The sequence below is a fragment of the Streptomyces sp. PU-14G genome (genome assembly GCF_041028275.1).
Lineage (GTDB): Bacteria > Actinomycetota > Actinomycetes > Streptomycetales > Streptomycetaceae > Streptomyces.
The window spans coordinates 1-26,330 of sequence record NZ_JASKYT010000025.1 but is presented as its reverse complement, the minus strand read 5'-3'; the positions used below and the strand labels follow the sequence as shown (position 1 = coordinate 26,330).

The 26,330-nt window shown below is 70.2% G+C and carries 22 protein-coding genes; 3 read left to right on the top strand and 19 right to left on the bottom strand.

The genetic code is table 11. From position 1 onward, the window contains the following. Positions 1-80: 80 nt before the first annotated feature. Together AB8Z75_RS05230 and AB8Z75_RS05225 are read right to left on the bottom strand one after the other, a co-directional pair. Positions 81-2,696, bottom strand: a complete 2,616-nt coding sequence (locus AB8Z75_RS05230) for an ABC transporter permease/substrate binding protein (protein ID WP_369200168.1) — start codon at positions 2,694-2,696, stop codon at positions 81-83. Continuing rightward, complete coding sequence (locus tag AB8Z75_RS05225; RefSeq protein WP_369200167.1) at positions 2,689-3,810, bottom strand: glycine betaine/L-proline ABC transporter ATP-binding protein; 1,122 nt, start codon at positions 3,808-3,810, stop codon at positions 2,689-2,691. Before AB8Z75_RS05225 ends, AB8Z75_RS05230 begins: the two co-directional genes overlap by 8 nt. Positions 3,811-4,154: 344 nt before the next feature. Between AB8Z75_RS05225 and AB8Z75_RS05220 the strand changes: the two genes are divergently transcribed. Both AB8Z75_RS05220 and AB8Z75_RS05215 read left to right on the top strand, forming a co-directional pair. Then, complete coding sequence (locus AB8Z75_RS05220) at positions 4,155-5,060, top strand: 5'-3' exonuclease H3TH domain-containing protein (RefSeq protein WP_369200181.1); 906 nt, start codon at positions 4,155-4,157, stop codon at positions 5,058-5,060. Positions 5,061-5,206: 146 nt separating this feature from the next. Next, positions 5,207-6,076, top strand: a complete 870-nt coding sequence (locus tag AB8Z75_RS05215) for a siderophore-interacting protein (protein WP_369200166.1) — start codon at positions 5,207-5,209, stop codon at positions 6,074-6,076. Between the two features lie 345 nt (positions 6,077-6,421). Here AB8Z75_RS05215 and AB8Z75_RS05210 read toward each other — a convergent pair whose 3' ends face one another. The 10 genes from AB8Z75_RS05210 to AB8Z75_RS05165 all read right to left on the bottom strand — a co-directional run bounded on the left by AB8Z75_RS05210 (position 6,422) and on the right by AB8Z75_RS05165 (position 18,102). Beyond that, entirely contained in the window at positions 6,422-9,232 is a 2,811-nt protein-coding gene (locus tag AB8Z75_RS05210) for a DEAD/DEAH box helicase (RefSeq protein ID WP_369200165.1), read from the bottom strand. Between the two features lie 170 nt (positions 9,233-9,402). Continuing rightward, positions 9,403-10,380 (bottom strand): twin-arginine translocase subunit TatC, encoded by a 978-nt coding sequence (gene tatC / locus AB8Z75_RS05205; RefSeq protein ID WP_369200164.1) that lies wholly within the window; start codon positions 10,378-10,380, stop codon positions 9,403-9,405. 100 nt (positions 10,381-10,480) lie between these two features. Further along, complete coding sequence (gene tatA / locus AB8Z75_RS05200) at positions 10,481-10,768, bottom strand: Sec-independent protein translocase subunit TatA (RefSeq protein WP_369200163.1); 288 nt, start codon at positions 10,766-10,768, stop codon at positions 10,481-10,483. A gap of 241 nt (positions 10,769-11,009) precedes the next feature. Continuing rightward, the gene (locus AB8Z75_RS05195) at positions 11,010-11,258 is read right to left on the bottom strand and encodes a hypothetical protein (protein WP_369200162.1); all 249 of its coding nucleotides are present in this window, start codon (positions 11,256-11,258) and stop codon (positions 11,010-11,012) included. Positions 11,259-11,516: 258 nt separating this feature from the next. After that, positions 11,517-12,479, bottom strand: coding sequence for a helix-turn-helix transcriptional regulator (locus AB8Z75_RS05190; protein ID WP_369200161.1), 963 nt, complete (start codon positions 12,477-12,479; stop codon positions 11,517-11,519). Between the two features lie 14 nt (positions 12,480-12,493). Continuing rightward, positions 12,494-13,510 carry a helix-turn-helix transcriptional regulator gene (locus AB8Z75_RS05185; protein WP_369200160.1) on the bottom strand — a complete coding sequence of 339 codons (1,017 nt, stop codon included), beginning with the start codon at positions 13,508-13,510 and terminating at the stop codon, positions 12,494-12,496. 145 nt (positions 13,511-13,655) lie between these two features. Beyond that, a complete protein-coding gene (locus AB8Z75_RS05180) occupies positions 13,656-14,030 on the bottom strand; it encodes an FKBP-type peptidyl-prolyl cis-trans isomerase (RefSeq protein ID WP_369200159.1) in 375 nt (124 codons plus the stop codon). A 114-nt stretch (positions 14,031-14,144) separates the two neighbouring features. Beyond that, entirely contained in the window at positions 14,145-15,035 is an 891-nt protein-coding gene (locus AB8Z75_RS05175; RefSeq protein WP_369200158.1) for an FKBP-type peptidyl-prolyl cis-trans isomerase, read from the bottom strand. Between the two features lie 370 nt (positions 15,036-15,405). After that, positions 15,406-16,767 (bottom strand): Pup--protein ligase, encoded by a 1,362-nt coding sequence (pafA, locus tag AB8Z75_RS05170; protein ID WP_209213255.1) that lies wholly within the window; start codon positions 16,765-16,767, stop codon positions 15,406-15,408. Positions 16,768-16,782: 15 nt separating this feature from the next. Next, complete coding sequence (locus tag AB8Z75_RS05165; protein ID WP_369200157.1) at positions 16,783-18,102, bottom strand: MFS transporter; 1,320 nt, start codon at positions 18,100-18,102, stop codon at positions 16,783-16,785. A 169-nt stretch (positions 18,103-18,271) separates the two neighbouring features. Here AB8Z75_RS05165 and AB8Z75_RS05160 point away from each other — a divergent pair, with 169 nt between their 5' ends. Then, positions 18,272-19,243 (top strand): LacI family DNA-binding transcriptional regulator, encoded by a 972-nt coding sequence (locus tag AB8Z75_RS05160; protein ID WP_369200180.1) that lies wholly within the window; start codon positions 18,272-18,274, stop codon positions 19,241-19,243. A 119-nt stretch (positions 19,244-19,362) separates the two neighbouring features. On the opposite strand, the gene prcA is transcribed toward AB8Z75_RS05160, so the two are convergent. The 7 genes from prcA to AB8Z75_RS05125 form a co-directional block, all read right to left on the bottom strand. Continuing rightward, a complete protein-coding gene (gene prcA, locus AB8Z75_RS05155) occupies positions 19,363-20,100 on the bottom strand; it encodes a proteasome subunit alpha (RefSeq protein WP_369200156.1) in 738 nt (245 codons plus the stop codon). Between the two features lie 213 nt (positions 20,101-20,313). Next, positions 20,314-21,159: a proteasome subunit beta gene (gene prcB, locus AB8Z75_RS05150; RefSeq protein WP_114015779.1), complete on the bottom strand. Its 846-nt coding sequence runs from the start codon at positions 21,157-21,159 to the stop codon at positions 20,314-20,316. Continuing rightward, positions 21,111-21,623, bottom strand: coding sequence for an endonuclease VII domain-containing protein (locus AB8Z75_RS05145; protein WP_369200179.1), 513 nt, complete (start codon positions 21,621-21,623; stop codon positions 21,111-21,113). Before AB8Z75_RS05145 ends, prcB begins: the two co-directional genes overlap by 49 nt. 86 nt (positions 21,624-21,709) lie before the next feature. Beyond that, the gene (locus tag AB8Z75_RS05140) at positions 21,710-21,928 is read right to left on the bottom strand and encodes a ubiquitin-like protein Pup (protein WP_369200155.1); all 219 of its coding nucleotides are present in this window, start codon (positions 21,926-21,928) and stop codon (positions 21,710-21,712) included. 157 nt (positions 21,929-22,085) lie between these two features. Then, a complete protein-coding gene (gene dop, locus AB8Z75_RS05135) occupies positions 22,086-23,597 on the bottom strand; it encodes a depupylase/deamidase Dop (RefSeq protein ID WP_369200154.1) in 1,512 nt (503 codons plus the stop codon). A gap of 226 nt (positions 23,598-23,823) precedes the next feature. Continuing rightward, positions 23,824-25,587 (bottom strand): proteasome ATPase, encoded by a 1,764-nt coding sequence (gene arc / locus AB8Z75_RS05130; RefSeq protein ID WP_369200153.1) that lies wholly within the window; start codon positions 25,585-25,587, stop codon positions 23,824-23,826. A gap of 284 nt (positions 25,588-25,871) precedes the next feature. After that, on the bottom strand, positions 25,872-26,330 hold a 459-nt coding region (locus AB8Z75_RS05125; RefSeq protein ID WP_369200152.1), incomplete at its 5' end, for a hypothetical protein.

Here is a 26,330-nt window from a genome sequence, read left to right as displayed (position 1 = left end):
GCGGGACGGCCCCGCGCCTCGTGCTCTCACACGCGGTGCGGGGCCGTCCCGGCAGTGCTCGGATCAGGCTGCGGCGCAGGTCACTTGACCGGGGCCAGCTTGTCCTCCAGGCCCGGGTGGGAGTCCAGCCACTTGCGCGCGGACTCCTTCTCCTTGCCCTTGCCGCCGCTTTGGATCGCGGCCTCGAGGGAGCCGAGGTCCTCCTCGGACATGTGGAAGTCCTTCAGCCAGCCGTACAGCTCGGGGAAGTCCTTCTTGAAGTCCTTCTTGGCGGTGACGTGGATGTGGTCGCCCTTGCCCCAGGAGCCCTTGGGGTCGTCGAGCTTCTTCATCGGGTACTTGCTGTAGACCCAGTGCGGGGACCAGGTGGTCGCCACGACCGGCTTCTTCTGCTTCACCGAACGGTCGACCTCGGAGAGCATCGAGGAGGTGCTGGAGGAGACGACCTTGTACTCCTTGTCCAGACCGTAGTCCTTGAGCACCTTCTTGAGGATCTTCATCTCGCCCGCGCTGGACTCGATGCCGGTGATCTTCCCGCCGAACATGTCGCTCTTGCCCTTGAGGTCGGCCAGGGAGTCGACGCCCTTGACGTACTTGGGCACGGACAGCTCCAGCGAGGTCGGCCCGTACCAGGAGCCGACATCGGTCAGTCTGTCCTTGTACTTGCGCCAGTACTGCTCGTGGGTGGTGGGCAGCCAGGCGTCCGTCTGGAAGTCCATCTCGCCCTGGGCCATGGCCGTGTAGAGCGGGCCCGGGTCGAGCTGCTTGACGTTCGGCTTGTAGCCGCGGTCCTCCAGGATGTTCTGCCACAGGTAGGTCGTCGCGATGGCCTCATCCCAGGGGAAGTAGCCCATGTTCACGGCCTTGCCCGCGCCCTTGCCCTCCTTCTTCTCACCGCCGGGCACCGGCGCCATCTTGTTGACGAAGCCCGGGTGCTCCTTCAGCCAGTCCTTGACGGCCTTCTGCTCCTGGCCCTTGGCCGCGCCCTGGATCTTGTCCTCCAGGGAGGTGAGCTGCTTCTCCTTGAGGTGGAAGTTCTTCAGCCAGCTCGCGACGATCGGGTTGTCCTTCGCGAAGCCCTTGCGGCCGACGTTGTAGAGCTTCTCGCCCTTGCCGAAGGAGCCCTTGGGGTCGTCCAGCTTGGTCAGGTCGTAGGCGTTGTAGGCCCAGTGCGGGGACCACAGCGTCACGACGACCGGCTCCTTCTTCTGGATGGAGCGCTTGAGCTCGGAGAGCATCGAGGAGGTGCTGGAGGAGACGACCTTGTACTCGCCCTCCAGGCCGTAGTCCTTGAGGACCTTCTCCTTGAGGATCTTCATCTCACCGGCGCTGGACTCGATGCCGATGATCTTGCCGTCGAACTTCTTGCCCTTCCCCTTGAGGTCCTCCAGGGACTCGACGCCCTTGACGTAGGAGGGGACGGTCAGCTCCAGCGAGGTGGGGCCGTACCAGGAGCCGAGCTTCTCCATCTTGGAGCCGTACTTGTCCCAGTACTGCTGGTGCGTGGTGGGCAGCCAGGCGTCCGTCTGGAAGTCCGTCTCGCCCTGGGCGATCGAGGTGTAGAGCGGCCCGGCGTCCAGCTGCTTGAGGTTCGGCTTGAAGCCGCGCTGCTCCAGCACCTCCTTCCACAGGTAGGAGGTGGCGATGCCCTCGTCCCAGGGGATGTAGCCCATGTTGAGCTGCTTGCCCTTGCCGACGTTCGTGCTGCCGGAGGCCTGGTCCTTCGAGCCGGAGTCGGCGAAGTTCATGCCGCCGGCGACCAGCGCGAGGACGACGATGCCGCACAGCGCGACGGCGGTGCCCGGCTGGTAGCGGGCGAAGCGCATCCGGCCCATCATGGCCGTCGCCTTGGCGGCGGCCCGGCGGCCCAGCGGCGAGACCCGCACGTTGAGGGCGCCGGTCATCCGGTCCAGGTACATGGCCAGGATGACGACGGCGACACCGGACTCGACACCGAGACCGATCTGGACCTGGGTGACGGCGGCGTAGACCCGCTCGCCCAGACCGGGCGCACCGGCCATACCGGCGATGACCACCATGGACAGCGCGAGCATGATGACCTGGTTGACACCGGCCATGATCGTCGGCAGCGCCAGCGGGAACTGCACCCGCGTGAGCGTGTGCTTGGGGCTGGTGCCGAACGCCTCGGCGGCCTCCACCAGCTCCCCGTCGACCTGGCGGATGCCCAGTTCGGTCATGCGGACGCCGGGCGGCATGGAGAAGATGATCGTCGCCAGCAGACCCGGAGTCGTACCGACGGAGAAGAACATCACGCCGGGGATGAGGTAGACGAAGGCCGGCATCGTCTGCATCACGTCGAGCACCGGGCGCACCGCGGCGCTGACGGCCTTCTTGCGTGCCGCCCAGATACCCAGCGGCACCGCGATCACGATGGTGATGACGGCGGCGGCCAGGACGAGCGAGAGCGTCTGCATCGCCTCCTCCCACAACTGGAAGGTGTCGATGAGCACGAAGCCGACGAAGGCGATGACGCCGGCGGCCAGTCCGCGCAGCCAGAACGCGATGACGGCGAAGATACCGGCCAGCAGCAGCGGCTCGCCGCCGCCCAGGACGGCGTTGATCCCGTCGTACAGCCCGGTCAGGACCGTGTTGATGAAGTCGAAGAGCCAGCCGAGGTGCGTCTGCAGCCAGTCGACGGCGTCCTCGACCCAGTTGCCGGGGTGGAACTCAGGCACGTGCTCTCACCCCGGTGTCCTCGGTCGTCTTCTCCGCCGCGACACCGGCGGCGGGCACCGCCGCGCTCGCGTCCACGCGGGGTTCCTCGGCGAGGGCGGCCAGCAGCCGCTCCCGGTCGATGACGCCGACCGGAGTGCCCGAGGCGTCGGTGACGATCATCGCGTCCTCGCTGGTGGAGAACGGGTCGAACAGCTCGGCGAGCGGGGTCTCGGTGGTGACCGTCGACGCCTTGCCGAGTCCGCGGCCCTGTGCCGCGGCGGCGTCCGTCTTGCTCTCCTCCATGATCGAGCCCGCGGTCAGCACCCGCGAGCGGTCGACGTCCTGGATGAAGGAGGCGACGTAGTCGGTGGCCGGGCGGACCAGGATGTCCTCGGCGGTGCCGATCTGGACGATGCGTCCGTCGCGCATGACGGCGATGCGGTCGCCCAGGCGCATGGCCTCGTTCAGGTCGTGGGTGATGAAGACGATGGTCTTCTTCAGCGTCTTCTGCAGCTGGAGGAGCTGGTCCTGCATGTCACGGCGGATCAGCGGGTCCAGGGCGCTGAACGACTCGTCCATCAGGAGCAGGTCCGCGTCGGTGGCCAGCGCGCGGGCGAGGCCGACGCGCTGCTGCATACCGCCGGACAGTTCGTCGGGCCAGGACGTCTCCCAGCCCTTGAGCCCGGCCAGTTCCAGTGCCTCGGTGGCGCGCTTGTCGCGCTCCTCGCGCGGGACGCCCTGTACCTCGAGGCCGTAGGCGGCATTCTCCAGCACGCTGCGGTGGGGGAAGAGCGCGAAGTGCTGGAACACCATGCTGATCTTGTGGGCTCGTACCTGGCGCAGCTCGCGCGCCGGGAGCGCCGTCAGGTCCTCGCCGTCGAACAGGACCCGCCCCGCCGTGGGCTCGAGGAGGCCGTTGAGCATCCGCAGCAGCGTGGACTTACCGGAGCCCGACAGCCCCATGACCACGAATATCTGCCCTTCTTCGACCTCGAAGGAGGAGTCGATCACGGCGGCGGTCGTGCCCTGGGCACGCAGTTCTTCGCGGTCCGTGCCGGCTTCCAGCCGGGCTACTGCCTGGTCCGCTCTCCTCCCGAACACTTTGTACAGGTGTTCGGCTCTCAGCCTGGACACATTCACCTTCTTGTCTTGACAACAGGTACCGGCACACCCCCACGCTTCGGTTCGAGCGGTGTAAATCGCTGCAAACGGTGCATACCGGAAAGATGCACTCTACACGAAGGCCTTGCCAGGGTGCTCCTGCTCGAAACTTCAACTTCCAAACCGGTAGTGACGCGCTTCATACCGGCAAAAATGGACGCACCGCCTCCGCCGGCACCCCCGCCCATCCCCGCGGTACCGGTCCGCGCCGCGCACGCGCTGTCGGCGCCATGCGGCATCATCGGGCCGTGACCATCACTCCGGCGAACACAGCAAACGCACCGAAGACCCCGGACGGGCCGGGCGGCCCCCGGCTGATGCTCCTGGACACCGCCTCGCTCTACTTCCGCGCCTACTTCGGCGTCCCCGACAGCGTCCGCGCCCCGGACGGCACCCCCGTCAACGCCGTGCGCGGGCTGCTCGACTTCATCGCCCGGCTCGTCCACGACCACCGGCCCGACGCGCTGGTGGCCTGCATGGACGCCGACTGGCGCCCCCAGTGGCGGGTCGAGTTGATCCCCTCCTACAAGGCCCACCGCGTCGCCGAAGAGGTCGAGGGCGGCCCGGACGAGGAAGAGACACCCGACACCCTGGGCCCCCAGGTGCCGGTGATCGAACAGGTACTGGACGCCGTGGGGATCGCCCGCCTCGGCGCCGCGGGGTACGAGGCCGACGACGTCATCGGCACGCTGGCGACCCGGGCCGCCGGCCCCGTCGACATCGTCACCGGCGACCGCGACCTCTTCCAGCTCGTCGACGACGCGCGCGCGGTCCGCGTGCTCTACCCCGTCAAGGGCGTCGGCAGCCTCGACGTCTACGACGGTGCCGCGCTGGCCACGAAGTACGGGGTCGACGGCGCCGGCTACGCGGATCTGGCGGTACTGCGCGGCGACCCCAGCGACGGCCTGCCCGGCGTGCGCGGCATCGGTGAGAAGACCGCGTCGAAACTGCTCGACCAGTACGGCGACCTGGACGGCATCCGCGCCGCCGCCGCCGACCCGGTCTCCCGGCTGACCCCCGCACAGCGCACCAAGCTCAAGGAGGCCGCCGCCTACCTGGACGTCGCACCCGCCGTGGTGCGGGTCGCCCGGGACGTGGAGCTCCCCGACACCGACCTGACGCTGCCGCGCACCCCGCGCGACCAGGCCGGGCTCGCGGAGCTGGCCGAGCGGTGGGGGCTCGGCGGATCGCTGCAACGGCTGCTGACCACGCTCGCGGGCTGACCCCGCCGCCGTGGGCCCTCGCGGCCTGATCTGCCGCCGCGGGCCGATGATCACGCGGGCACACGTCTGTTAAGTTAGGCATACCTAAGTTACGGTCTCTCCGTCGCGCCCTCTTCCCGTGCCCGCATCCGTCCATGGAGGCCCCCGTGCCAGACCGCCAGGCCCGTCCAGCCCGCCCGGCCCGCCGGAAGCCGCAGCTCCACCACGCCCGCGTCGTCCGCACCGAACAGCTGACCCCGCACATGGTGCGGGTCGTCCTCAGCGGCGACGGCCTGGCGGACTTCCCCGCGGGCGAGCACACCGACCACTACGTCAAACTGCTCTTCCCCGTCCCCGGGGCCGACTACCCGCAGCCGTTCGACATCGAGCGCATCCGCGCCGAACTGCCGCGCGACCAGTGGCCCGCCATGCGCACCTACACCGTGCGCACCTGGGACCCGGCCGTCCGCGAGCTGACGATCGACTTCGTCGTCCACGGAGACGAGGGCCTGGCGGGGCCCTGGGCACTGTCCGCCACCGCCGGCGACGAGGTCTACTTCCTCGGCCCCGGCGGCGCCTACTCCCCCAGCTCCGACGCGGACTGGCACCTGCTCGTCGGCGACGAGAGCGCACTGCCCGCCATCGCCGCCTCACTCGCCCGGGTACCCGAGGGAGCACCCGTCCGGGCGTTCATCGAGGTCGCCGGGCCGGAGGAGGAACAGCCGCTGCCCGCGCCGCCCGGCGCCGAGATCGTCTGGCTGCACCGGGGCACGGCGCCGGTGGGCGAGCGCCTCGTCGCCGCCGTACGGGAGCTGGACTTCCCCGAGGGGCGCGTGCTCGCCTTCGTCCACGGCGAGGCCGGCTTCGTCAAGGAGCTCCGCGGCCACCTGCGCCTCGAGCGCGGCATCGCCAGGGAGCAGCTGTCCATCTCCGGATACTGGCGCCTCGGCGCGGACGAGGACGGCTGGCAGGCCTCCAAGCGCGAGTGGAACGCCCAAGTAGAGGCGGAACAGGAGGGCCAGCCCTCCGCCGCGTGACCGTCGGAGCCGGGGGCGCTCCGACGGATCGGTGCTCCGGGCCGTGGGTTCGGGTCCGGGGCCGTGGGCCCGGTTGGCGACCGCTGGTCGCTGGCCGCTGGCTGCGGCGAGCCGCGCGTCAGCGGCGTTGCCGCCGGGGCTCCCGCGGAGCTTGCTGCGGTAAGGGGTGCCGCTGCTCGTCGTGTGCGGTCCGCGGGTGGGTCGTGGCTTGTGGGGGCACCTCCCGGCCGGAGGCTGGGGGAGCCGTTCCCCGCGCCCCTTCGGGGGCGCGGCCTTCGGGGCGCGGCCCGCCCGATACAACACGGGCGGGCACGATCCGAGTGAGAGGCCCCAAGGGCCGGGCGTTCAGCCCACGCTGGAGTACGCCACGACGCCCCGCAGCATGCCGTCGATCGCCTTGCGGGCGTTCTTGGCCACCGTGCCCGACGCGGGCGCCGCCGCGGCCAGTTGCCCCAGGACGTCGATGACCTGCTTGCACCAGCGCACGAAGTCGCCCGCGGGCATGTCGGCCTCGCGCAGCACCTCATCCAGCCCCTGGCCCTCCGCCCAGCGATAGGCGGCCCAGGCGAAACCGAGGTCCGGTTCGCGCTGGCCCACACCCTCGGCGGCGCTGAGGCGATGGTCCTCCTCCAGCGCGTCCAGCCGCCCCCAGATACGCACCATCTCGCCCAGCGCGGCGCGGGCCCGGCCGCCGGGCATCTTGGGCGGCAGCGCGTCGTCCCCGTTGCGCGCCTCGAAGACCAGAGCGGACACGCAGGCGGCCAGCTCCGCGGGCGGCAGCCCCTCCCACACGCCCTCGCGCAGGCACTCGGAAGCCAGCAGGTCCAGCTCGCCGTAGAGCCGCGCCAGCACCCGCCCGTCGTCGGTGACGTGGTCGCCCGTCAGGTAGCCGAGCTCGGAGAGCAGGGAGTAGACCCGGTCGAAGGTGCGCGCGATGGTGTTCGTGCGCCCCTCGATGCGCCGCTCCAGCTGGCGGGTGTCGCGCCGGAGCCGCTGGTAGCGCTCGGCCCAGCGGGCGTGGTCCTCACGCTCGTCGCAGCCGTGGCAGGGGTGCTGGCGGATCGCCTTGCGCAGCCGCTCGATCTCGGGATCGTCGGCGGCGGCCGAACGCTGCTTGCGGTGCCGCTCCGGCACGTGGTGGCCCGCCTTCGTGCGCAGCGCCGAGGCCAGATCGCGCCGCGACTGTGGGCTGCGCGCGTTGAACGACTTGGGGATGCGCATCCGGTCCAGCGGCTCGACGGGGACCGGGAAGTCGATCGGCCCCAGCCGTTTGACCTGCCGCTGCGCGGTCAGCACCAGCGGGCGCGGCCCCTCGTTGCCCGCACCGCCGTCGTACCCCCTGCGGTGCCCGGAGCCGCGGCCACCGCCCACCCCCGGGTCCAGCACGAGGGCGAGCCCCGCGAACTTGCCGGTGGGCACGTGGATGACGTCACCCGGCTTGAGCCGCTCCAGCGCGGTCGCGGCCTGCGCGCGGCGCTGGTTGGCGCCCTGCTTGGCCAGCTCCGTCTCACGGTCCTTGAGCTGCCGGCGCAGCCCCGCGTACTCCTCGAAGTCCCCCAGGTGGCAGGTCATGGAGGCGCGGTAGCCCGCCAGGCCCTCCTCGTTCTTCTGCACCTGGCGGGAGATGCCGACGACGGAGCGGTCGGCCTGGAACTGCGCGAACGACGTCTCCAGCAGCTCACGCGAGCGGTGCCTGCCGAACTGCGAGACGAGGTTGACCGCCATGTTGTACGACGGCTTGAAGGAGGACCGCAGCGGATACGTCCGCGCGCCGGCCAGGCCCGCGAGCGCGCCCGGATCCATGCCGCGCTGCCACAGCACCACGGCGTGGCCCTCGATGTCGATGCCGCGCCGGCCCGCGCGCCCGGTCAGCTGGGTGTACTCGCCCGGGGTGATGTCGGCGTGCTGCTCGCCATTCCACTTGACCAGCTTCTCCAGCACCACAGAGCGGGCGGGCATGTTGATGCCCAGCGCCAGCGTCTCGGTCGCGAAGACCGCCTTGACCAGCCCGCGCACGAACAGCTCCTCGACGACCTCCTTGAACGTCGGCAGCATGCCCGCGTGGTGCGCGGCGATGCCCCGCTCCAGGCCCTCCAGCCACTCGAAGTAGCCCAGGACGTGCAGGTCCTTGTCGGGGATGTCCTTGGTGCGCTCCTCGACGAGCTCGCGGACCTTCGCGCGTGCCGCGTTGTCGTTCAGCCGCAGCCCGGAGTACAGGCACTGCTGGACAGCGGCCTCGCAGCCCGCGCGGCTGAAGATGAAGGTGATGGCTGGAAGCAGCCCCTCCGCGTCCAGCCGGTCGATGACCTCGGGGCGGCTCGGTGTCCAGATCCTGGCGCGCTGGCGGCGCTCCCGCTCCCGGTCGGCCTCCCGCTGGGGCCGTCCCCTGCGGCGGTCGCGGGGCAGGCGGCTGTTCTCCATCCGGGCCATGCGCACCAGGTCCGGGTTGACCTCGCGCTTGTCCCGCGACTCCTCGAACAGGTCGTACATCCGCCGCCCGGCCAGCACGTGCTGCCACAGCGGCACCGGACGCTCCTCGGAGACGATCACCTGGGTGTCGCCGCGCACGGTGTCCAGCCAGTCACCGAACTCCTCCGCGTTGGAGACGGTCGCCGAGAGCGACACCAGGGTCACCGACGCCGGAAGGTGGATGATCACCTCTTCCCACACGGCGCCGCGGAAGCGGTCGGAGAGGTAGTGGACCTCGTCCATGACGACGTGGCCGAGCCCCAGCAGCGACTTGGAGCCCGCGTACAGCATGTTCCGCAGCACCTCGGTCGTCATCACGACGACCGGCGCCTCGGAGTTGACGCTGTTGTCACCGGTCAGCAGGCCGACCTTGTCGGAGCCGTACCGCTTGGCCAGGTCGTTGTACTTCTGGTTCGACAGCGCCTTGATGGGCGTCGTGTAGAAGCACTTGCGGCCCTGGGTGAGGGCCAGGTGGACGGCGAACTCGCCCACGATGGTCTTGCCTGAACCGGTCGGCGCGGCGACCAGCACTCCCTTTCCTGCTTCGAGGGCTTGGCACGCTTCTATCTGGAAGGGGTCCAGATCGAAGTCGTACATGTCACGGAAGGGGGCGAGAGCGGTGGCCTGCTCCGCGGCTCGCTCGCGCGCCGCCGCGTACCGCTCTGCTGGGGACAGATCCTCGGTCATCGTATGTACGAGCCTACCGGCCACCACCGACACAACTCACGATCTTTACCGGCCGATGGCACGTGGCCCCAGGCCCGGGCCGCGCGAACGGTGCCGGTCGGCGGCCGTGCGGCGCCGGTCACCGGCGGTCGGCAGCCGTATCGCACCGGTCACCGGCGGTCGGCAGCCGCTCAGGTGATGTCGTCGTAGCCGCCGCGGCGGGTTCCGTCGCCGTTGCCCGTGTCCCCGTCGGTGCCCGGTTCGGCCGCCGGGCGGGGCGCGGGCAGACCGTCGGAGGCGCCGACGGTCTCCGGGGCATGGTCGAGCGGGGCGGCCTCGTCGTCGTCGAGACCGGCGTAGGGGTTGTCGCGGTTGCGCCTGCGGTCGTTGAACAGGCAGATGCCGACCGCGCTGAAGTACAGCGCCACGATCGGTGCGGCGAGCGCGACCATCGTGAGCGGGTCACCCGTGGGGGTGGCGACGGCGGAGAAGACGGTGATCCCGATGACCATGCCGCGCCACCAGCCCAGGAGGCGCTTGCCGGTCAGCACGCCGCCGAAGTTCAGCAGGACGAGCAGCAGCGGCAGCTCGAAGGCCAGACCGAAGACGATCACCAGACGGGTGACGATGTTGAGGAAGTCGTCGAGCGGGATGAGGTTGCCCGCGCCCTCGGGGCTGAAGTCCAGCAGCGTCTCGGCGGCCTTCGGCAGGATCAGGTAGGCGAGGTAGGCCCCGGCCACGAACAGCGGCACACCGGCGCCCACGAAGGAGCGCGCGTACCGCTTCTCGTGCTTGTGCAGCCCGGGTGCGAGAAAGCCCCACAGCTGGTGGAGCCAGATCGGCGAGGCGACGACGACGCCCGCGGTCAGCGCCACCTTCAACATGATCGTGAAGGGCGCGATCAGGCCGTTGATGGTGATCTCGGCGCAGGTCTCGCCCTCCTTGGCGGCCTCTCCGAAACCCTTGCTGCAGCCGACCGACTCCCGCACCGGGTGCATCAGGAAGTCGGCGATCTGCTTGTAGTAGATCATCGCCACGACGGTGACGACGAGGATGGCCAGCACCGACTTCATGAGACGGTTGCGCAACTCCCGCAGGTGATCCGCGAGCGGCATGCGCCCCTCGGGGTCCTTCTGCTGTTTACCCTGCTTACGGGCAGACTTGAGCAACCCTGGTCCTCAGTCTCGAAGTGTCGGATACAGCGTTCTCCGCCGCCGCTCGGCCGGCACCGGGCGACGGACGGGGAAGGCGGTCAGCGCGTCTGGCCGCTCAGCCCTGCTTGGACTGTTCCGCGGGCTCGGAGACGGGGCGCGAGGTCGTCACGTCGCCCGGCGCCGCCTGGATGGTCTTCGCCGTCGACTGGCTCGCGTCGCCACGCTTGTCCGCGTCGCTGTCGGAGGAGGAGCCTTCCTTCTTCATCTGCTTGGCTTCGCTCTTGAGGATGCGGGCCGACTTGCCGAGCGAACGGGCCATGTCCGGGAGCTTCTTGGCGCCGAACAGCAGCAGGATGACAAGGAGAATCAGAACGATCTCCATGGGCTTCAAACCTGCGATCATGTGCCACTACCTTCTCGCCGGGCGGCGGGTTGCTGTACCTGCCGGATGAATCGGACTGGCTGCATCGTGCTGACGTGCCGGATCGATCGTAACCCTGCGGAGTGAACACCGGGCAATCCCTGTGCATCGACCCGATTGCGCGCTCCAGGCCGCATCGACGCGACATCAGGCAGCCTACCGCTCTTGTCCGCTCGCCTGGAGACCGCCTGTACGTCGGCGATGCCCCGGATGTCCCCTCCGGCTATGTTCCCTCCGGGTCCTGGGCGCCGCCCGTACCGCCTCCGCGGCCTCCGCGGCCTCCGCGGCCACCGCGCGCCGCCAGCGGCAGCGCCGCACGCTCCAGATTCTCCGCCGCTCGTGTGATCCGCTCCGAGCTGTCGCCGACGGCTCGCGAGAAGCGCCGCACCTCCAGTCCCACACGGACGGCGAGGACCCCGAGGACGGCGATCCCGCAGAACGCGAGCGCCAGGAAGAACATCGGCCAGAGCATGCCCGCCAGCTTAGGCCGTCACCGGTGGCCTGCCGAATCTCCGCTTCCGCCGCTCGGCAGCCGCCCTCCTCGGCGAGCCTGTACCTCCGCGGTGCCGGTGCCTCGGTGGGCCTGTATCTCCGCGGTGCCGGTGCCTCGGCGGGCCTGTACCTCCGCGGTGCCAGTGCCTCGGCGGGCCTGTACCTCCGCGGTGCCGGTGCCTCGGCGGGCCTGTACCTCCGCGGTGCCGGTGCCTCGCGGCGCGCCGGCCACGACGGCCTACGCGTCGTACGCGGCCAGCGCCTTCCTGGCGGCCTCCCGTGCACTGGCCGCCAGGTCCGCCGGGGCCGTGATGCGGCCGTCGCGTCCCAGCCTCAGGGCCAAGCGGCGCAGGGACGCGGGATCCGGGGTGCGCAGGGTGATGCGCAGACCTCCGTCGGGCAGTTCCTCGGCGCTGTCGTACGGGTAGTACTCGGCGACCCAGCGCCCGCCGGGACCCACCTCGACGACGACCTCCGGATCGGTGGCCGCGGGCTGCACCAGCCCGGCGCTCAGATCGCGGGGCTCTATCGGCGGCGGGTCGGCCCGCTCGTCGAGCAGCTTGATCTCGGCGACCCGGTCGAGCCGGAAGGTGCGGCGCGCCTCGGAGAGCCGGCACCAGGCCTCGACGTAGGTGTGGCCGACGGCGAAGAGGCGGATCGGGTCGACCTCGCGCTCGGTCAGCTCGTCCCTGGCCGGCGAGTAGTACCTGATCCACAGCCTGCGGCGCTCGGCGATGGCCCGGTCGACGTCGGCGAAGACGCCGCCCTCCGACTCAAAGGTGACCGACAGCCGGGCGCTGGCGCCCGCGCTCTCCCCCGCGGCCGTCTCCAGTTTGGCGGTGGCCCGCTGGAGCGCGTCCCGGTCGCTCTCGCGCAGCCCCGGCAGGGTGGCCACGGCGCGGGCCGCGACCAGCAGCGCGGTGGCCTCGTCCGCGGCCAGCCGCAGCGGCTGCGCTGTGTCGGCGCCCAGCGCGTCGGCGTTGCGCCACCAGATGCGCTCGCCGTCGGTGTCGATCTCCAGCAGGTCCCCGCCGCGGAAGCTGGTACCGCACATGGGCAGCACGTTCAGATCGGAGATCAGCTCGTCCCCACTGATCCCGAACGCCCGTGCGACCTCCTCGACCCGGGCCCCTGGGCGGTCCTTGAGGTAGGTGACCAGCGAGAGCATCCTGCGGGTCTGGTCGATCGCGTTCACGGCCATGCGGGCTCCTCCCCTCAGCCCTTGGCGACGGCGCGCAGCCGGTCGATGACGTCGGCACGCAGCTCGGCGGGGTCCAGCACGACGACGTCGGGGCCGAACTCCACCAGCCAGGCGTCCAGCCCGTGCCCGTACGGAATCTCCAACTCGTCCCACCCCTCGCCGAGTTCCCGGGTGGCGAGCGCACGGGCGCGCAGCGGGTAGCCCGCGCCCTCCCTCAGCTTGATGCGGGCGGTGGTGGTGGCGCCCTCGCCCGCCCAGCGCTCCACCGTCTCGCGCACCGTCACTTGATCGGGTACGGGCGCGGAGAAGGCACCGGTCCGGGAGCGGACAGGACCGGTGATCCGGGAGAGCCGAAAGACCCGCTCGTCCTGCCTGCCCCGGTCCCAGCCCGCGAGATACCAGTGCCCGCGCCAGCACTCCAGCGTCCAGGGCTCGACCTGGCGCCGTTCGGAGCGGGCGGCGTTGGACTTGCGGTAGTCGAACACGACAGGGCGGCGGTCGCGGCAGGCCAGCATGAGCGGCTCGAACGCGGCCTCCCGCGCGGGGATGTGGGGCTCCAGCGTGCCGAGCTGGCGCTCCCCGCCCTGCTCGGGAATGGCCCCCGGCGGCATACCGCCCGCGGCGTGCAGCTTCTGCAGGGCCCCACTGGCCGCAGCCGCGAGGCGGGCCTGCTGCCAGACGCGGGCGGCGAGCCCCAGCGCGGTGGCCTCGGCGGCGTCCAGGGCCAGCGGCGGGAGGCGGTTGCTGTCGCGGCGGGCGACATAGGCGGTCTCCCCGTCGAGGTTCTCGACGGTGTCGATGACCAGGCCCAGCTCCCGCAGGTCGTCCTTGTCCCGTTCGAACATGCGGCTGAAGGACTCCTGGGAGCCGGTGGCGCCCTCCCCGCCCGAGGCCGCGCCGGCCTCCCCCGAGCCGAAGGCCTCGACGTAGGCCTCGATGGAGGCCCGCAGCTCCCGTTTGGTGAGCGGGCGGCGGGCCCCCAGCAGGCACAGCGCCAGATTCATCAGCCGCTCGGCCTTGGCAATGGCCATGGGTTCCTCGTGCCCTCTCTCCTGCTTTTTCGGACCCTCGACCGTACCGTCGGCGCGGTCCGGGACAAAGCCGGGAGCCCCGCGGAATGCGGGACTCCCGGCTCGTGTGGTAGCGGCGGCCGTTTCCGGCCACCGCTTCCGGCTGTCAGACGGCGACGAGGTCGCAGACGAAGATCAGCGTCTCGCCCGGCTTGATCCGCCCGCCGCCCGCACCGCGCTCACCGTAGGCGAGGTGGGCGGGGATGGTCAGCCGGCGGCGACCGCCGACCTTCATGCCCTGGACACCCCTGTCCCAGCCCTCGATGACCTGCTTGGCGCCGAGCTGGAACTGCAGCGGCTTGCCGCGGTTCCAGCTGGCGTCGAACTCCTCACCCGAGGAGAAGGAGACGCCCACGTAGTGCACGGAGACGTTGTCGCCGGCCTTGGCCTCTGGTCCTTCGCCCTCCCACAGGTCCTGGATCTCCAGGTCGGCGGGCGGCTCGCCCTCGGGGAAGTCGACCTCGGGCTTGTCGATGCTCACGAAATTGCTCCTACGAACGAATCTGCGGGACAACCGCGCCAGTCTCCCACGGACGAGACCGCTTCGCGCAGACCGGCCGGACCCGTGCGAGCGGTCACCCCACCGAGCGGGCGGTCACTTCACGTCGAGGATGTCGACCGAGAAGACGACGCCGTCCTTGAACTGCTTGCGCTGCTCCTTGGGGAACTCGCTCTGCGGCACCGAGACCACCACGCGGCTGCCCGCCTTGGCGCCCTTGAGGCCCTTGCCCCAGCCGGGGATCTGCGCGACGGGGATCTCCTGCGGCGCACCGCCCTGCGCCCAGGTGTCGTCGAGCTGCTTGCCGCCCTTCCACGACTTGGCCGTGAAGTGGGTCAGGATGGTGCTCTTCTCATCGACGGACTTCTTGCCGTCCCCCTGGACGATGGTCTCGCTGACCAGCTCGTCCGGGGCCTCGTCCTTGCCCTTGGGCATCTCGATCGACGGCGCCTTGTTCTTGTCGACCTTCGTGCTGACCTTGGGCAGCTGCGAGTTCTGCGGCTTGTCCACGGGCTTGCCGTCGATCTTGCTGGGCGCGATCTTCTCCAGGTCCACGACGAAGACGAGCGTGGAGTTGCCGGGGATCGTGGGCGGCTGGCCCTTCTCGCCGTACCCCTTGTCCGGCGGGGCGACGATCTCGACCCGGCTGCCGATCTTCTTACCGACGAGCGCCTCGTCCCAGCCCTTGATGACCTTCCCCGTGCCGATCTGGAAGGTGGCGGGGGCCTTGCGCTTCCAACTGCTGTCGAACTCCTTGCCGTTCCACAGCTGGCCCACGTAGTGCGCGCTGACCGCGTCGCCCTTGCGGACCTTCTGCCCGTCGCCGCTCTTGAGCACCTTCGTCCTCAGCTCGGAGGGCGGGTCGCCGTCCCCCTTGTCGATCTTGGGTTTCTTGCCCCACGACCCGCTGACGGCCGGTGGCTTGGGGTCGGACCCGCCGTCGTCCGAGCAGGCCGCAACCGAGACGGCAAGCAGCGGTACGGCCATGAGCGCGGCGACGCGGCGCGTGCCCTTCCTGGAAAGGGCCCGGGAGGCTCGGGGGGTACGGGGGTTCGAGCCCCCGGGAAAATGCAACATGTATTCCACTCGCGGGTTCAGGGGTGTGCGTACGGTGCCTCAGCCTACGACCCGGCAACGAGGCCGCCACCGCCGACGACACGGCACGCTCCCGGCGCCTGTCAACGCGAGGCTGACCGGGAGCGCCGGAGGGCGGCCGGGAAACCCCCGATCCGCCCTCCACCTGCCCGCGAGCGTGAGGCCGCGCCCGGCCGTGCGGCCCACGGACCGTGCGCGACGAGACGTCCGTCACACTCCCGCGCCGTCCGCGGCCCGGGCACCCGCGGCGCGCATGCTCACGTCACATGCCCGCGATGAGCTTCTCCACCCGTTCGTCCACCGACCGGAACGGGTCCTTGCACAGCACCGTGCGCTGCGCCTGGTCGTTCAGCTTCAGATGCACCCAGTCCACCGTGAAGTCGCGACGCTGCTCCTGGGCCCGCCGGATGAAGTCGCCGCGCAGCCGGGCCCGCGTCGTCTGCGGCGGCACCGACTTGCCCTCGAAGATCTTGACGTCGTTGCAGATGCGGGCCGCCTTGCCGCTGCGCTCCAGCAGGTAGTACAGCCCCCGGCGGCGGTGGATGTCGTGGTAGGCGAGGTCTATCTGGGCGATCCTCGGGTGCGACATCGTGATGTTGTTCTTGTTCCGGTACCGCTCGATGAGCTGGTACTTCATCACCCAGTCGATCTCGGTGTTGATCTTGTCGAGCTCCTGGGTGCGGACCGCCTCCAAGGCCCGGCCCCACAGCTCCAGCACCTGCTCGACCCGCCCCGTGCGGATACCGCGCCGGTCGCAGAAGTCCAGCGCCTTGTCGAAGTACTCCTGCTGCACCTCCAGCGCCGAGGCCTCCCGGCCGCTGGCCAGCCGGACCTTGCGCTGGCCCGTGATGTCGTGGCTGACCTCGCGGATCGCCCGGATCGGGTTCTCCAGCGTCAGGTCCCGCATCACGGTGCCCGCCTCGATCATGCGCAGCACCAGGTCGGTGGCGCCGACCTTGAGCAGCATCGTCGTCTCGGACATGTTCGAGTCGCCGACGATGACGTGCAGCCTGCGGTAGCGCTCGGCGTCGGCGTGCGGCTCGTCGCGCGTGTTGATGATCGGCCGCGAGCGCGTCGTCGCCGAGCTGACGCCCTCCCAGATGTGCTCGGCGCGCTGGCTGACGCAGTAGACGGCGCCCCGCGGGGTCTGCAGCACCTTTCCGGCGCCGCACACCAGCTGCCGCGTCACCAGGAACGGGATGAGGACGTCCGCCAGCCGGGAGAACTCCCCGTGCCGGGCCACCAGATAGTTCTCATGGCAGCCGTAGGAGTTGCCCGCCGAGTCGGTGTTGTTCTTGAAGAGATAGACGTCGCCCGCGATGCCCTCCTCGTGCAGGCGGCGTTCGGCGTCGACCAACAGGCCTTCGAGGATGCGCTCCCCCGACTTGTCGTGGGTGACCAGCTCGGTCACGCTGTCGCACTCGGGTGTCGCGTACTCCGGGTGCGAGCCCACGTCCAGATAGAGGCGCGCGCCGTTCCGCAGAAACACGTTGCTGCTGCGGCCCCATGACACCACACGGCGGAAGAGGTACCGCGCCACCTCGTCGGGGGACAGCCGCCGCTGCCCCCGGAACGTACATGTGACGCCGTACTCGTTCTCCAGCCCGAAGATTCGGCGGTCCATGACTGAACATTACGCCTACAGAGACGATCTGAAACCGGGTTCCGGCTCACCGTTCCGATCTGTTTGCGCACCTGGGGCTCGGGTTTCCGCCTCCGGCGGCGGGGTTTCCCCGCCCGGCGGCCGAGCCGGGGAGCCGGCCACCACACCGCAGGCGTCACCCTCCGGCAGGCGCAGCGCCCTCCGCCCCGCCAGCATGACGCCCAGCGCGGCAAGTCCTCCCGCGCCCGCCAGCGCGAACCCGGCTCCCGTACCGGCCGACTCGAGGACCGTGCCCACCACGGCGGTGCCCGCGGCGGCGCCCACGCCGAACGTCGTCACCAGCCACGAGAAGGCCTCGGTCACCGTGCCGGACGGCGCGTGCCGGTCCACGACCACGAACGCGCACGCCAGCGCCGGTGCCAGAAAGCATCCCGAGAGGCCGCCCAGCACCACCATCGGCGGCACACCCGGCACCAGGGCGAGCGGCAGGTTGCCCGCCGCGAACAGCCCCACCAGCGCCAGCAGCCGGCCCTCGTGGCTGCCCGGCCAGCCGCGCCCCCCGTAGACGACGCCGCCCACCAGCGCGCCCGCGCCCTGGGCTGCCAGCAGATACGTCGAGATGAGCGGGTCGCCGTGGTCGTCGGCGTAGGAGACGGCGGCCAGCGCGAAGGTGCCCAGTGCGAGACCGACGAAGAAGAACGACGTCAGCAGCACCTTCAGCCCCGGCGAGCGCAGCGCGCCCAGCCAGTGCGGGGTGCGGGGCGCCGACCGCCAGCGGCGGGACGGGGGCGAGAGCACGACCGAGAGGGCGCCCAGCACCCCCAGCGCGTTGACCACCAGCAGCGCGGCGGCCTCGCTCCACCCCGCGACCAGCAGCGTCACCAGCAGCGGTCCCGCCGCGAACATCATCTCCTGGGCGACGGCGTCGAGCGCGTAGGCCGTGTGGACCTGCTCCTGGCGGCGCAGCACGCCGGGCCACAGCGCCCGCAGGCCGCCTTCCAACGGCGGTGTGAACAGTCCGAAGACCGTCACGCAGGCGCAGGCGAGCGGCAGCCGGCCGATCCCGGTGAGGGCGAGCGTGCCGGCGCCGAGCGCGGAGAGCACCGCGGCGGGCAGCATCACCCTGGGCTGCCCGAACAGATCCACCAGGCGGCCCAGCATCGGCTGGCCGAACGCCGTGGCGAGCCCGTAGAACGCGGAGAGCGCCCCGGCGAGCGTCATGCTGCCGCCCTCCGCGCGGATGAACAGCGCGATCGCGATCGGTCCCGTGGCGTTCGGCAGCCTGCCCACCAGCGTTCCCGCCAGCAGGCGCACCGCGTGCCTGGCCCGCAGCAGTTCGGCGTAGCCCGTCGCCATTCCATCCCGCCCCTCGGTTGTAGTTTTACGTATAACGCGCTCGCCATACGTACCATGCGAGCGAGCCGCGGTGAAGGAGTTTTCCGTGCCGGCACAGCACACCAAAGACGGCGGAACCCCGCGCCGCAACCAGACGGCGGCCCGCTCCGCACGTCCCACAGGGCACGACGTGGCGGACGCGGCCGGGGTCTCCCAGGCCACCGTCTCCCTCGTCCTCGGCGGCAAATGGGAGGGCAGGGTCTCGCCCCGCACCGCCGAGGCCGTACGCGCCGCAGCCCGCACCCTCGGCTACCGCCCCAACCTGGCGGCCCGCACCCTGCGACTCGGCCGCACCCGCACGGCGCTGCTCGTCGTCCCCGCCCTCACCGGGGAGTTCTTCGCCGCCGTGCACCGAGGAGCCGCCCAGGTCGCCACCGCGCACGACTTCGGGATCGTCCTCTACCCCTCCCCCGAGGGCATCGAGAAGGCACCCGACCCCTTCGCCTCGGCCCGCACGGCCCTGGACGGCGTCATCGCCTCCTCCATGGCCCCCGCAGCCCTCGCCACCCTCCGCGGCGAAGGTCTGCCCCTGGTGATGCTGGACAGCGACGAGGGAGACTGCGACGCCACCGTCAACGTCGACATCGCCGACGGCATGCGGCAGGTGACGGCTCATCTGCTCGCACTCGGCCACCGGCACGTCGCCCACCTCGCGGCCGACGTGGACTCCTGGACCTTCACCGCGCGCGCGGACGCCCTCGCGAGCGCCCTGCGGACGGGCGGAGGCGCCGTGGTGCACACCGAACGGGCGCCCCTCAGCGTGGCGGGCGGACTGGACGCGGCCACGCGGGTGCTGTGCCTGGGCGGCGAGGCGGCACCGACCGCGCTGGTGTGCGACGACGATCTCCTGGCCGCCGGAGCGCTCAAGGCTGCGCGACGGCTCGGCGTGCGGGTGCCGGAAGAGGTGTCGGTGACCGGGTTCGACGATCTGACGCTGGCCACCGCCGTGGAGCCCGAGCTCACCACCGTCGCCCTGCCGGCGGAGCGGGTGGGGGCAGCGGGCATGGACGCCTTGCTGGCCGTCGTGGAAGGGCGGGCGCCCCAGCCGGTACGGCTGCCGGTACGCCTGCTGGAGCGCGGCTCGACCGGCCCTCGCCCCTGAACTTCCGGTGGGCTTCCCGGCGCCGGCCGGGCCCCGGCAGGCGGTCGCCAGGCAGCGCGGAGTGACCGTCCGCGGCCCGGAGCGCGACGCGGAACGTCCGGGCCCCGGGCCGTCACGCGCTACTCCTCCGAGGAGTCCTCCCCCGCCTCCGGGGCGGGCGTCTCCTCCAGCAGACGGGCCACCTGGGCGGCGGGGACACGCTTGAACTTGCGCTTCTGAGAGCGCTGCCGATCGAGCACGGCAACCTCCAACTGCTCCGCCGACAGCTCCCGCTCGCCGCCGTTGCTGTCCCGCGCCAGCGCCACGGCACCCAGCTTCAGGGCCTCGCCCAGCGACATTCCCTCCCGGTGCCGCTGGTCCATGTAGCTGCCGATCTGGTCCGAGTTGCCTCCGACGGCGACCGAGCCGTGCTCGTCCACGATGGAGCCGTCGTGCGGCAGGCGGTAGATCTGGTCGTCCTCGGGGGCCGCGCCCACCTCGGCGACGATCAGCTCCACCTCGTAGGGCTTCTCCGCGTTCGAGGAGAAGATGGTGCCCAGCGTCTGGGCGTAGACATTGGCCAGACCGCGCGCGGTGACGTCCTCGCGGTCGTAGGTGTACCCGCGAAGGTCGGCGTAGCGGACGCCGCCGATGCGCAGGTTCTCGAACTCGTTGTACTTGCCGACCGCCGCGAAGGCGATGCGGTCATAGATCTCGCTGACCTTGTGCAGCGCCCGAGAGGGGTTCTCGGCGACGAAGACGATGCCGTCCGCGTACTGCAACACGACCACGCTGCGGCCGCGCGCGATGCCCTTGCGGGCATACTCCGCGCGGTCGGCCATTGCCTGCTGGGGCGACACATAGAACGGCGTCGACACCGGCTATCCGTCCTTCCTGTCCGTATGGATGCGATGTCCGGGGTGTCCGGCCTAGGGCCTCTCGTTCGGATTTTGCTGGGCTCGCGGGCCCCGGCACGCACTCTCGCGGCGTTGTCGTCAGTCGCCGCTGCTCCGCAGGGACTCCCTCCTCCGCCTTGCGAGAGCACGCACCGGAGCCCGCTCCCTGATCCAGCCAGATCCAAACGAAAGACCCTAGGAGGCCGGGGCCTGCGGGCCGTTGGGCTGCTGGAGGCGGCCGTCGTAGACAGCCTGGGCCAGCCCGGAGACCTCGTCCTCGCCGAGCCTGCGGTAACCGTCCTGAGTGATCGTCGCCACGATCGGGTAGATGCGGCGCGTCATGTCCGGGCCGCCGGTGGCCGAGTCGTCGTCAGCGGCGTCATAGAGGGCCTGGAGGACGACGGTGGCGGCCTGCTCCTCCGTCATCTCCTCCCGGTAGAGCTTCTTGAGCGCGCCGCGGGCGAAGACCGACCCTGAGCCGACGCCGGCGAAGCCGTACTCCTCCGAGCGGCCACCCGTCACGTCGTAGGAGAAGATGCGGCCCCTGTCGCGGTCCACGTCGTACCCGGCGAACATCGGGACCACGGCGAGGCCCTGCAGGGCCATCCCCAGGTTGCTGCGGATCATCGTGGAGAGGCGGTTGGCCTTGCCCTCCAGGGAGAGCGTGGAGCCCTCCACCTTCTCGAAGTGCTCCAGCTCCAGCTGGAAGAGCTTGACCATCTCCACGGCCAGGCCCGCGGTGCCCGCGATACCCACCGCCGAGTACTCGTCGGCCGGAAAGACCTTCTCGACGTCGCGCTGCGCGATGACGTTGCCCATCGTCGCCCGCCGGTCCCCGGCCAGGACGACGCCGCCGGCGAAGGTCGCGGCCACGATCGTCGTCCCATGCGGCGCCTGGACGGCGCCCTCGACGGGCGGCAGCGACCGGTTGCCCGGCAGCTGCTCGGGAGCGTGGGTGGACATGAAGTCCATGAACGACGACGACCCCGGCGTCAGGAAGGCAGCCGGTAGACGCCCGGTGCTACGAATTTCGGCTTCCACACGTTTCCTTCCACATAGGCGGCCGCGCGCCGCATGACGTCCGGCCGATCCTTGAACTGCCCCAGTGCAGCATTGCAGCTGAAGCACAGTACGCCTCGGACCCTACCCGTCTCATGATCGTGGTCCACATGCTCCGGGCTCGGGTTGAGGCAGATCGGGCAGATTCCGCACTGACTGTCGCGAAGCGCTTGGCGTTCTTCGAGGGTCAGGCCGTACTTACGACGGAAATACCCCTCCCGATTCCGCTCGGCTCTGCACACCCGGCAATAGCCGGCCCAGCCGGTGGAAGTGCCCCGATTCCGCTCCCACTCGTCGTGCGGCTTCACCTCGCGGCACTGAGGGCACCGCTTGTGCCCCCGAGGAACAGGAAACCTCTCCCGAACTGTGCGTCCTCGCGACGCCTGACGCTGCCGGTAGTACTCCGCAGAGCACTTCCGGCAGTACGCCTGACGCCCGCCTTTCATTGCCCGATTCAGAGCGAAAGACTCAGCCGGCAATGTCCGATGACATCGCGAGCATTTCTTCCACTCGCCCGATTCGGACATTCAGGTCATTCTCCACCTTTTTGCACAAAGCTTCTCACGAAATCCTCGGCGTTCTCTTCGAGCACATCATCGATCTCGTCCAGCACCGAGTCGACGTCCTCCGACAGCGCCTCCTGGCGCTCCTTGAGGTCTTCCGAAGCCTGCGCGTCCTGCGCCTGCTCCTCGGTCTCCTCGGTGTGGCGGGTGGACTTCTGCTGTCCGCCGCCGGTGTCCTTGGTCGCCATTTCCCTCACCCCGCTCGGTTCGGTGATGCACGCGGAACGTACAAGATCAGACCCTACAAGCCGGGACTGACATCCGCTCCTTGGTTGCTTCAACGTCCGGGAACCACCCCGATGATTCCCGCCCCGCGGGCCGAATAGCCACGATTCGGCCCCCGCATCAATTCCCGGACAACACCTTGACCAGCTCTTCCGCCGTCCGGCAGCGGTCCAGCAGCTCCTTGACGTGCTGACGGGTACCCCGCAACGGCTCCAGCGTGGGGACCCGCTGCAGAGAGTCACGGCCCGGCAGGTCGAAGATCACGGAGTCCCAGGACGCGGCGGCCACGTCGTCGGCGTACTGCTCCAGGCAGCGACCGCGGAAGTAGGCGCGGGTGTCCTCGGGGGGCTTGAAGGCCGCCTCCTTGACCTCCTCCTCCGAGAGTAGGCGCTGCATCGAGCCGCGGGAGACGAGGCGGTTGTAGAGGCCCTTGTCGCCGCGCACGTCCGCGTACTGGAGGTCCACCAGGTGGAGCCTGGGCGCGTCCCAGCCGAGCTGGTCGCGGCGGCGGTAGCCCTCCATCAGCTCGCGCTTGGCGACCCAGTCCAGCTCCTTGGACAGGCTCATGGGGTCGCGCTCCAGCCGGCCGAGCACGTCCTCCCAGCGGGCCAGCACGTCACGGGTCTGGTCGTCGGCGTCCCCGCCCCAGCGCTCCTCGACGTACTTGCGGGCGAGCTCGTAGTACTCCATCTGGAGCTGGACCGCCGTCAGAGTGCGTCCGTTACGCAGAGTGATCAGTTGGGCGAGGGACGGGTCGTGCGAGACCTGGTGCAGGGTGCGCACGGGCTGGTCGACGGCGAGGTCCACCGCGATGAAGCCGTCCTCGATCATGGAGAGCACCAGCGCGGTGGTGCCCAGCTTGAGGTAGGTGGAGACCTCCGAGAGGTTCGCGTCCCCGATGATCACGTGCAGCCTGCGGTGCTTCTCCGCGTCGGCGTGCGGCTCGTCGCGGGTGTTGATGAGGGGCCGCTTGAGCGTGGTCTCCAGCCCCACCTCGACCTCGAAGTAGTCGGCGCGCTGACTGAGCTGGAAGCCGTGCTCGCTGCCGTCCTGGCCCAGCCCCACGCGTCCTGCGCCGCACACGACCTGGCGGGAGACGAAGAACGGGGTCAGGTGCCGCACGATGTCCGAGAAGGGCGTCTCCCGCTTCATCAGGTAGTTCTCGTGCGTGCCGTAGGAGGCGCCCTTGTTGTCGGTGTTGTTCTTGTAGAGGTGGATCGGGCTGGTGCCGGGCACCTCGGCCGCCCGCTCGGCGGCCTCGGCCATGATCCGCTCCCCCGCCTTGTCCCACAGCACGGCGTCCCGCGGATTGGTGACCTCGGGGGCGCTGTACTCGGGGTGGGCGTGGTCGACGTACAGGCGCGCCCCGTTGGTGAGGATGACGTTGGCCAGGCCGATGTCCTCGTCGGTCAGCTGGCTGGCGTCGGCCGAGTCACGGGCCAGGTCGAAGCCGCGGGCGTCCCGCAGCGGGTTCTCCTCCTCGAAGTCCCAGCGGGCGCGCCGCGCCCGGTGCATCGCCGCCGCGTAGGCGTTGACGACCTGGGACGAGGTGAGCATGGCATTGGCGTTGGGGTGGCCGGGAACGGAGATCCCGTACTCGGTCTCGATGCCCATTACGCGCCGTACGGTCATGCTGCCCTCCTTGCCTGACGGCGGTCCGCCGGTGGACCACCGTTCAAGTCCCGCTGCGCGTCCGTCCCGCGTGCGGCCCCCTCCCGCCCACTGCGCGTCTCGGCGGTAGGGACGAGCCTATGACGCGCGGGCCGGGGGCGGCAGATCACCGGCGGACTTCCTTGGCGCCGGGAAACGATCCGGCTGCGGGTGCCCCGTCGGGAACCCGCAGCCGGACTGGTCCTCTTTACAGGTACTGACCGGTGTTGGCGACGGTGTCGATGGACCGGCCGGTGTCCGCTCCCTGCTTGCCGGTGACCAGGGTGCGGATGTAGACGATCCGCTCGCCCTTCTTGCCCGAGATGCGGGCCCAGTCGTCCGGGTTGGTGGTGTTGGGCAGGTCCTCGTTCTCCTTGAACTCGTCCACACAGGCGGACAGCAGGTGGGAGACGCGCAGACCCTTCTGGTTGTGGTCGAGGAACGCCTTGATGGCCATCTTCTTGGCGCGGCCGACGATGTTCTCGATCATGGCGCCGGAGTTGAAGTCCTTGAAGTAGAGCACTTCCTTGTCACCGTTGGCGTAGGTGACCTCCAGGAAGCGGTTCTCCTCGGACTCCGCGTACATCTGCTCCACGACCGACTGGATCATGGCGTCGCAGGCGGCCTCCAGGTTGCCGCCGTGCTCGGCGACGTCGTCCGCGTGCAGCGGCAGCGTGGACGTCAGGTACTTGGAGAAGATGTCCTTGGCGGCCTCGGCGTCCGGGCGCTCGATCTTGATCTTCACGTCGAGGCGTCCCGGGCGCAGGATCGCGGGGTCGATCATGTCCTCGCGGTTCGAGGCGCCGATGACGATGACGTTCTCCAGGCCCTCCACACCGTCGATCTCGGAGAGCAGCTGCGGGACGATGGTGTTCTCCACGTCCGAGCTGACGCCCGAGCCGCGCGTGCGGAAGAGGGAGTCCATCTCGTCGAAGAAGACGATGACGGGCGTGCCCTCGCTGGCCTTCTCGCGGGCCCGCTGGAAGACGAGGCGGATGTGCCGCTCCGTCTCGCCGACGTACTTGTTCAGCAGCTCGGGGCCCTTGATGTTGAGGAAGTAGCTCTTCCCCTGGGGCTTGCCGGTGACCTCGGCGACCTTCTTGGCCAGCGAGTTGGCCACCGCCTTGGCGATCAGCGTCTTGCCGCATCCCGGCGGGCCGTAGAGCAGCACACCCTTGGGCGGGCGCAGTTGGTGCTCACGGAAGAGATCGGGGTAGAGGTAGGGAAGCTCGACGGCGTCCCTGATCTGCTCGATCTGCCCGCCGAGGCCGCCGATCTTGGTGTAGTCGATGTCGGGGACCTCTTCGAGGACGAGCTCCTCGACCTCGCTCTTGGGCACGACCTCGTAGACGTAGCCCGAGCGGCTCTCCAGCAGGAGGGCGTCCCCGGCCCGCAGGGTGGCACTCAGCAGCGGCTCGGCGAGCCGTACCACGCGCTCCTCGTCCGTGTGGCCGACGACGAGCGCTCGCTCTCCGTCGTCCAGCACTTCCTTGAGGGTGACGATGTCACCCGCGCGCTCGAACTCCATGGCCTCGACCACGTTGAGCGCTTCGTTGAGCATGACCTCCTGGCCACGCTCGAGCTCTTTGAGCTCCACGTTCGGACTGACGTTCACCCGCAGCTTGCGGCCGCCGGTGAAGATGTCGGCCGTGTCGTCCTCGTTGGCCTGCAGGAAGACTCCGAAGCCGGACGGCGGCTGGGCGAGCCGGTCGACCTCTTCCTTGAGGGCCACGATCTGGTCGCGCGCCTCGCGGAGCGTGTTCGACAGGCGCTCGTTCTGGGCGGACACGCCGGCCAGGTTGGTCTGCAGCTCGACGATCCGCTCCTCGAGAATACGAGTGTGGCGCGGAGAGTCGGCGAGCTTGCGGCGCAGGACGGCGATCTCCTGCTCAAGGTAGGCGATCTGGCCGGACGGGTCGTCGCCCCGACCGGGCCGGATGCCGCGGTTGGTGTCGTCGTCGTGGGCTGCCACGGTCCTCACCTCCTCCAGGGGGAGCTGGACGCTTCGACCCTACCTGGGCCGGTGCGGGTTGAAACCCCTAGATCACAAAGACGGTCGGGGTGTGTCCGATCTTCACCCTTGCGCACTCCCCTCAGCACTGGGAATACCCATCCACAACCATCTGAAAGCGACCGGTTGTGGCGGCGAGACGTTCAACACCCTTCAGGGGCGGCCCACTTTCGCCACCCGACGCCCCCGGCCAGGCGGCTCACCGCGGCCGGGCCGCGGGCCACGGGGCGCCCCCGGGCGCCTGCTCAGACGCTGAGTCCGCCGCCCGCGGCCGGTGCGGCGCGCAGGACGAACTTCCCCTCGCGCCACTCCCACTTGACCTTGCGCCGCTTGTCGGGACAGCAGCGGGGCACCTCGGAGGAGGAGTATCCGAGGAGGGTGGCGGAAATGCCGGTGCCGCGGACCGCGAGGTCGTCGACGGACATCCCTTCCTTCTGCTCGACGAGGGTGGCGGCGACCCGGGGCCGGTCCCCGTCGGCGGCCCGGGCAAGGACGAAGACGGCGCTGGGCGGGGTGCCGCCGTGGGCGCGGCAGCGGACGACGGCGACGGTCTCGTCGGCGCCGTCGCCGTCGAAGTCGGCGCTCGCCGCATCGAGTACGTCGGTCCCGGCGCCGCCCTGCCCGCAGTCGAGGGGGTAGCGGGCCCGGTCCGGATCCGGCGCGGGCGCCGAGGAGTGGCCGGAGGAAGAGGAGGAGGTCGGGGT

Coding starts and splice junctions, on each gene's coding strand:
- AB8Z75_RS05220 (WP_369200181.1), top strand. CDS start 4,155: ATGCTCCTGGACACCGCCTCGCTCTACTTCCGCGCCTACTTCGGCGTC.
- AB8Z75_RS05210 (WP_369200165.1), bottom strand. CDS start 9,232: ATGACCGAGGATCTGTCCCCAGCAGAGCGGTACGCGGCGGCGCGCGAG.
- tatA (WP_369200163.1), bottom strand. CDS start 10,768: ATGATCGCAGGTTTGAAGCCCATGGAGATCGTTCTGATTCTCCTTGTC.
- AB8Z75_RS05195 (WP_369200162.1), bottom strand. CDS start 11,258: ATGCTCTGGCCGATGTTCTTCCTGGCGCTCGCGTTCTGCGGGATCGCC.
- AB8Z75_RS05190 (WP_369200161.1), bottom strand. CDS start 12,479: ATGGCCGTGAACGCGATCGACCAGACCCGCAGGATGCTCTCGCTGGTC.
- AB8Z75_RS05185 (WP_369200160.1), bottom strand. CDS start 13,510: ATGGCCATTGCCAAGGCCGAGCGGCTGATGAATCTGGCGCTGTGCCTG.
- AB8Z75_RS05175 (WP_369200158.1), bottom strand. CDS start 15,035: ATGGCCGTACCGCTGCTTGCCGTCTCGGTTGCGGCCTGCTCGGACGAC.
- pafA (WP_209213255.1), bottom strand. CDS start 16,767: ATGGACCGCCGAATCTTCGGGCTGGAGAACGAGTACGGCGTCACATGT.
- AB8Z75_RS05165 (WP_369200157.1), bottom strand. CDS start 18,102: ATGGCGACGGGCTACGCCGAACTGCTGCGGGCCAGGCACGCGGTGCGC.
- AB8Z75_RS05145 (WP_369200179.1), bottom strand. CDS start 21,623: ATGAAAGGCGGGCGTCAGGCGTACTGCCGGAAGTGCTCTGCGGAGTAC.
- AB8Z75_RS05140 (WP_369200155.1), bottom strand. CDS start 21,928: ATGGCGACCAAGGACACCGGCGGCGGACAGCAGAAGTCCACCCGCCAC.
- dop (WP_369200154.1), bottom strand. CDS start 23,597: ATGACCGTACGGCGCGTAATGGGCATCGAGACCGAGTACGGGATCTCC.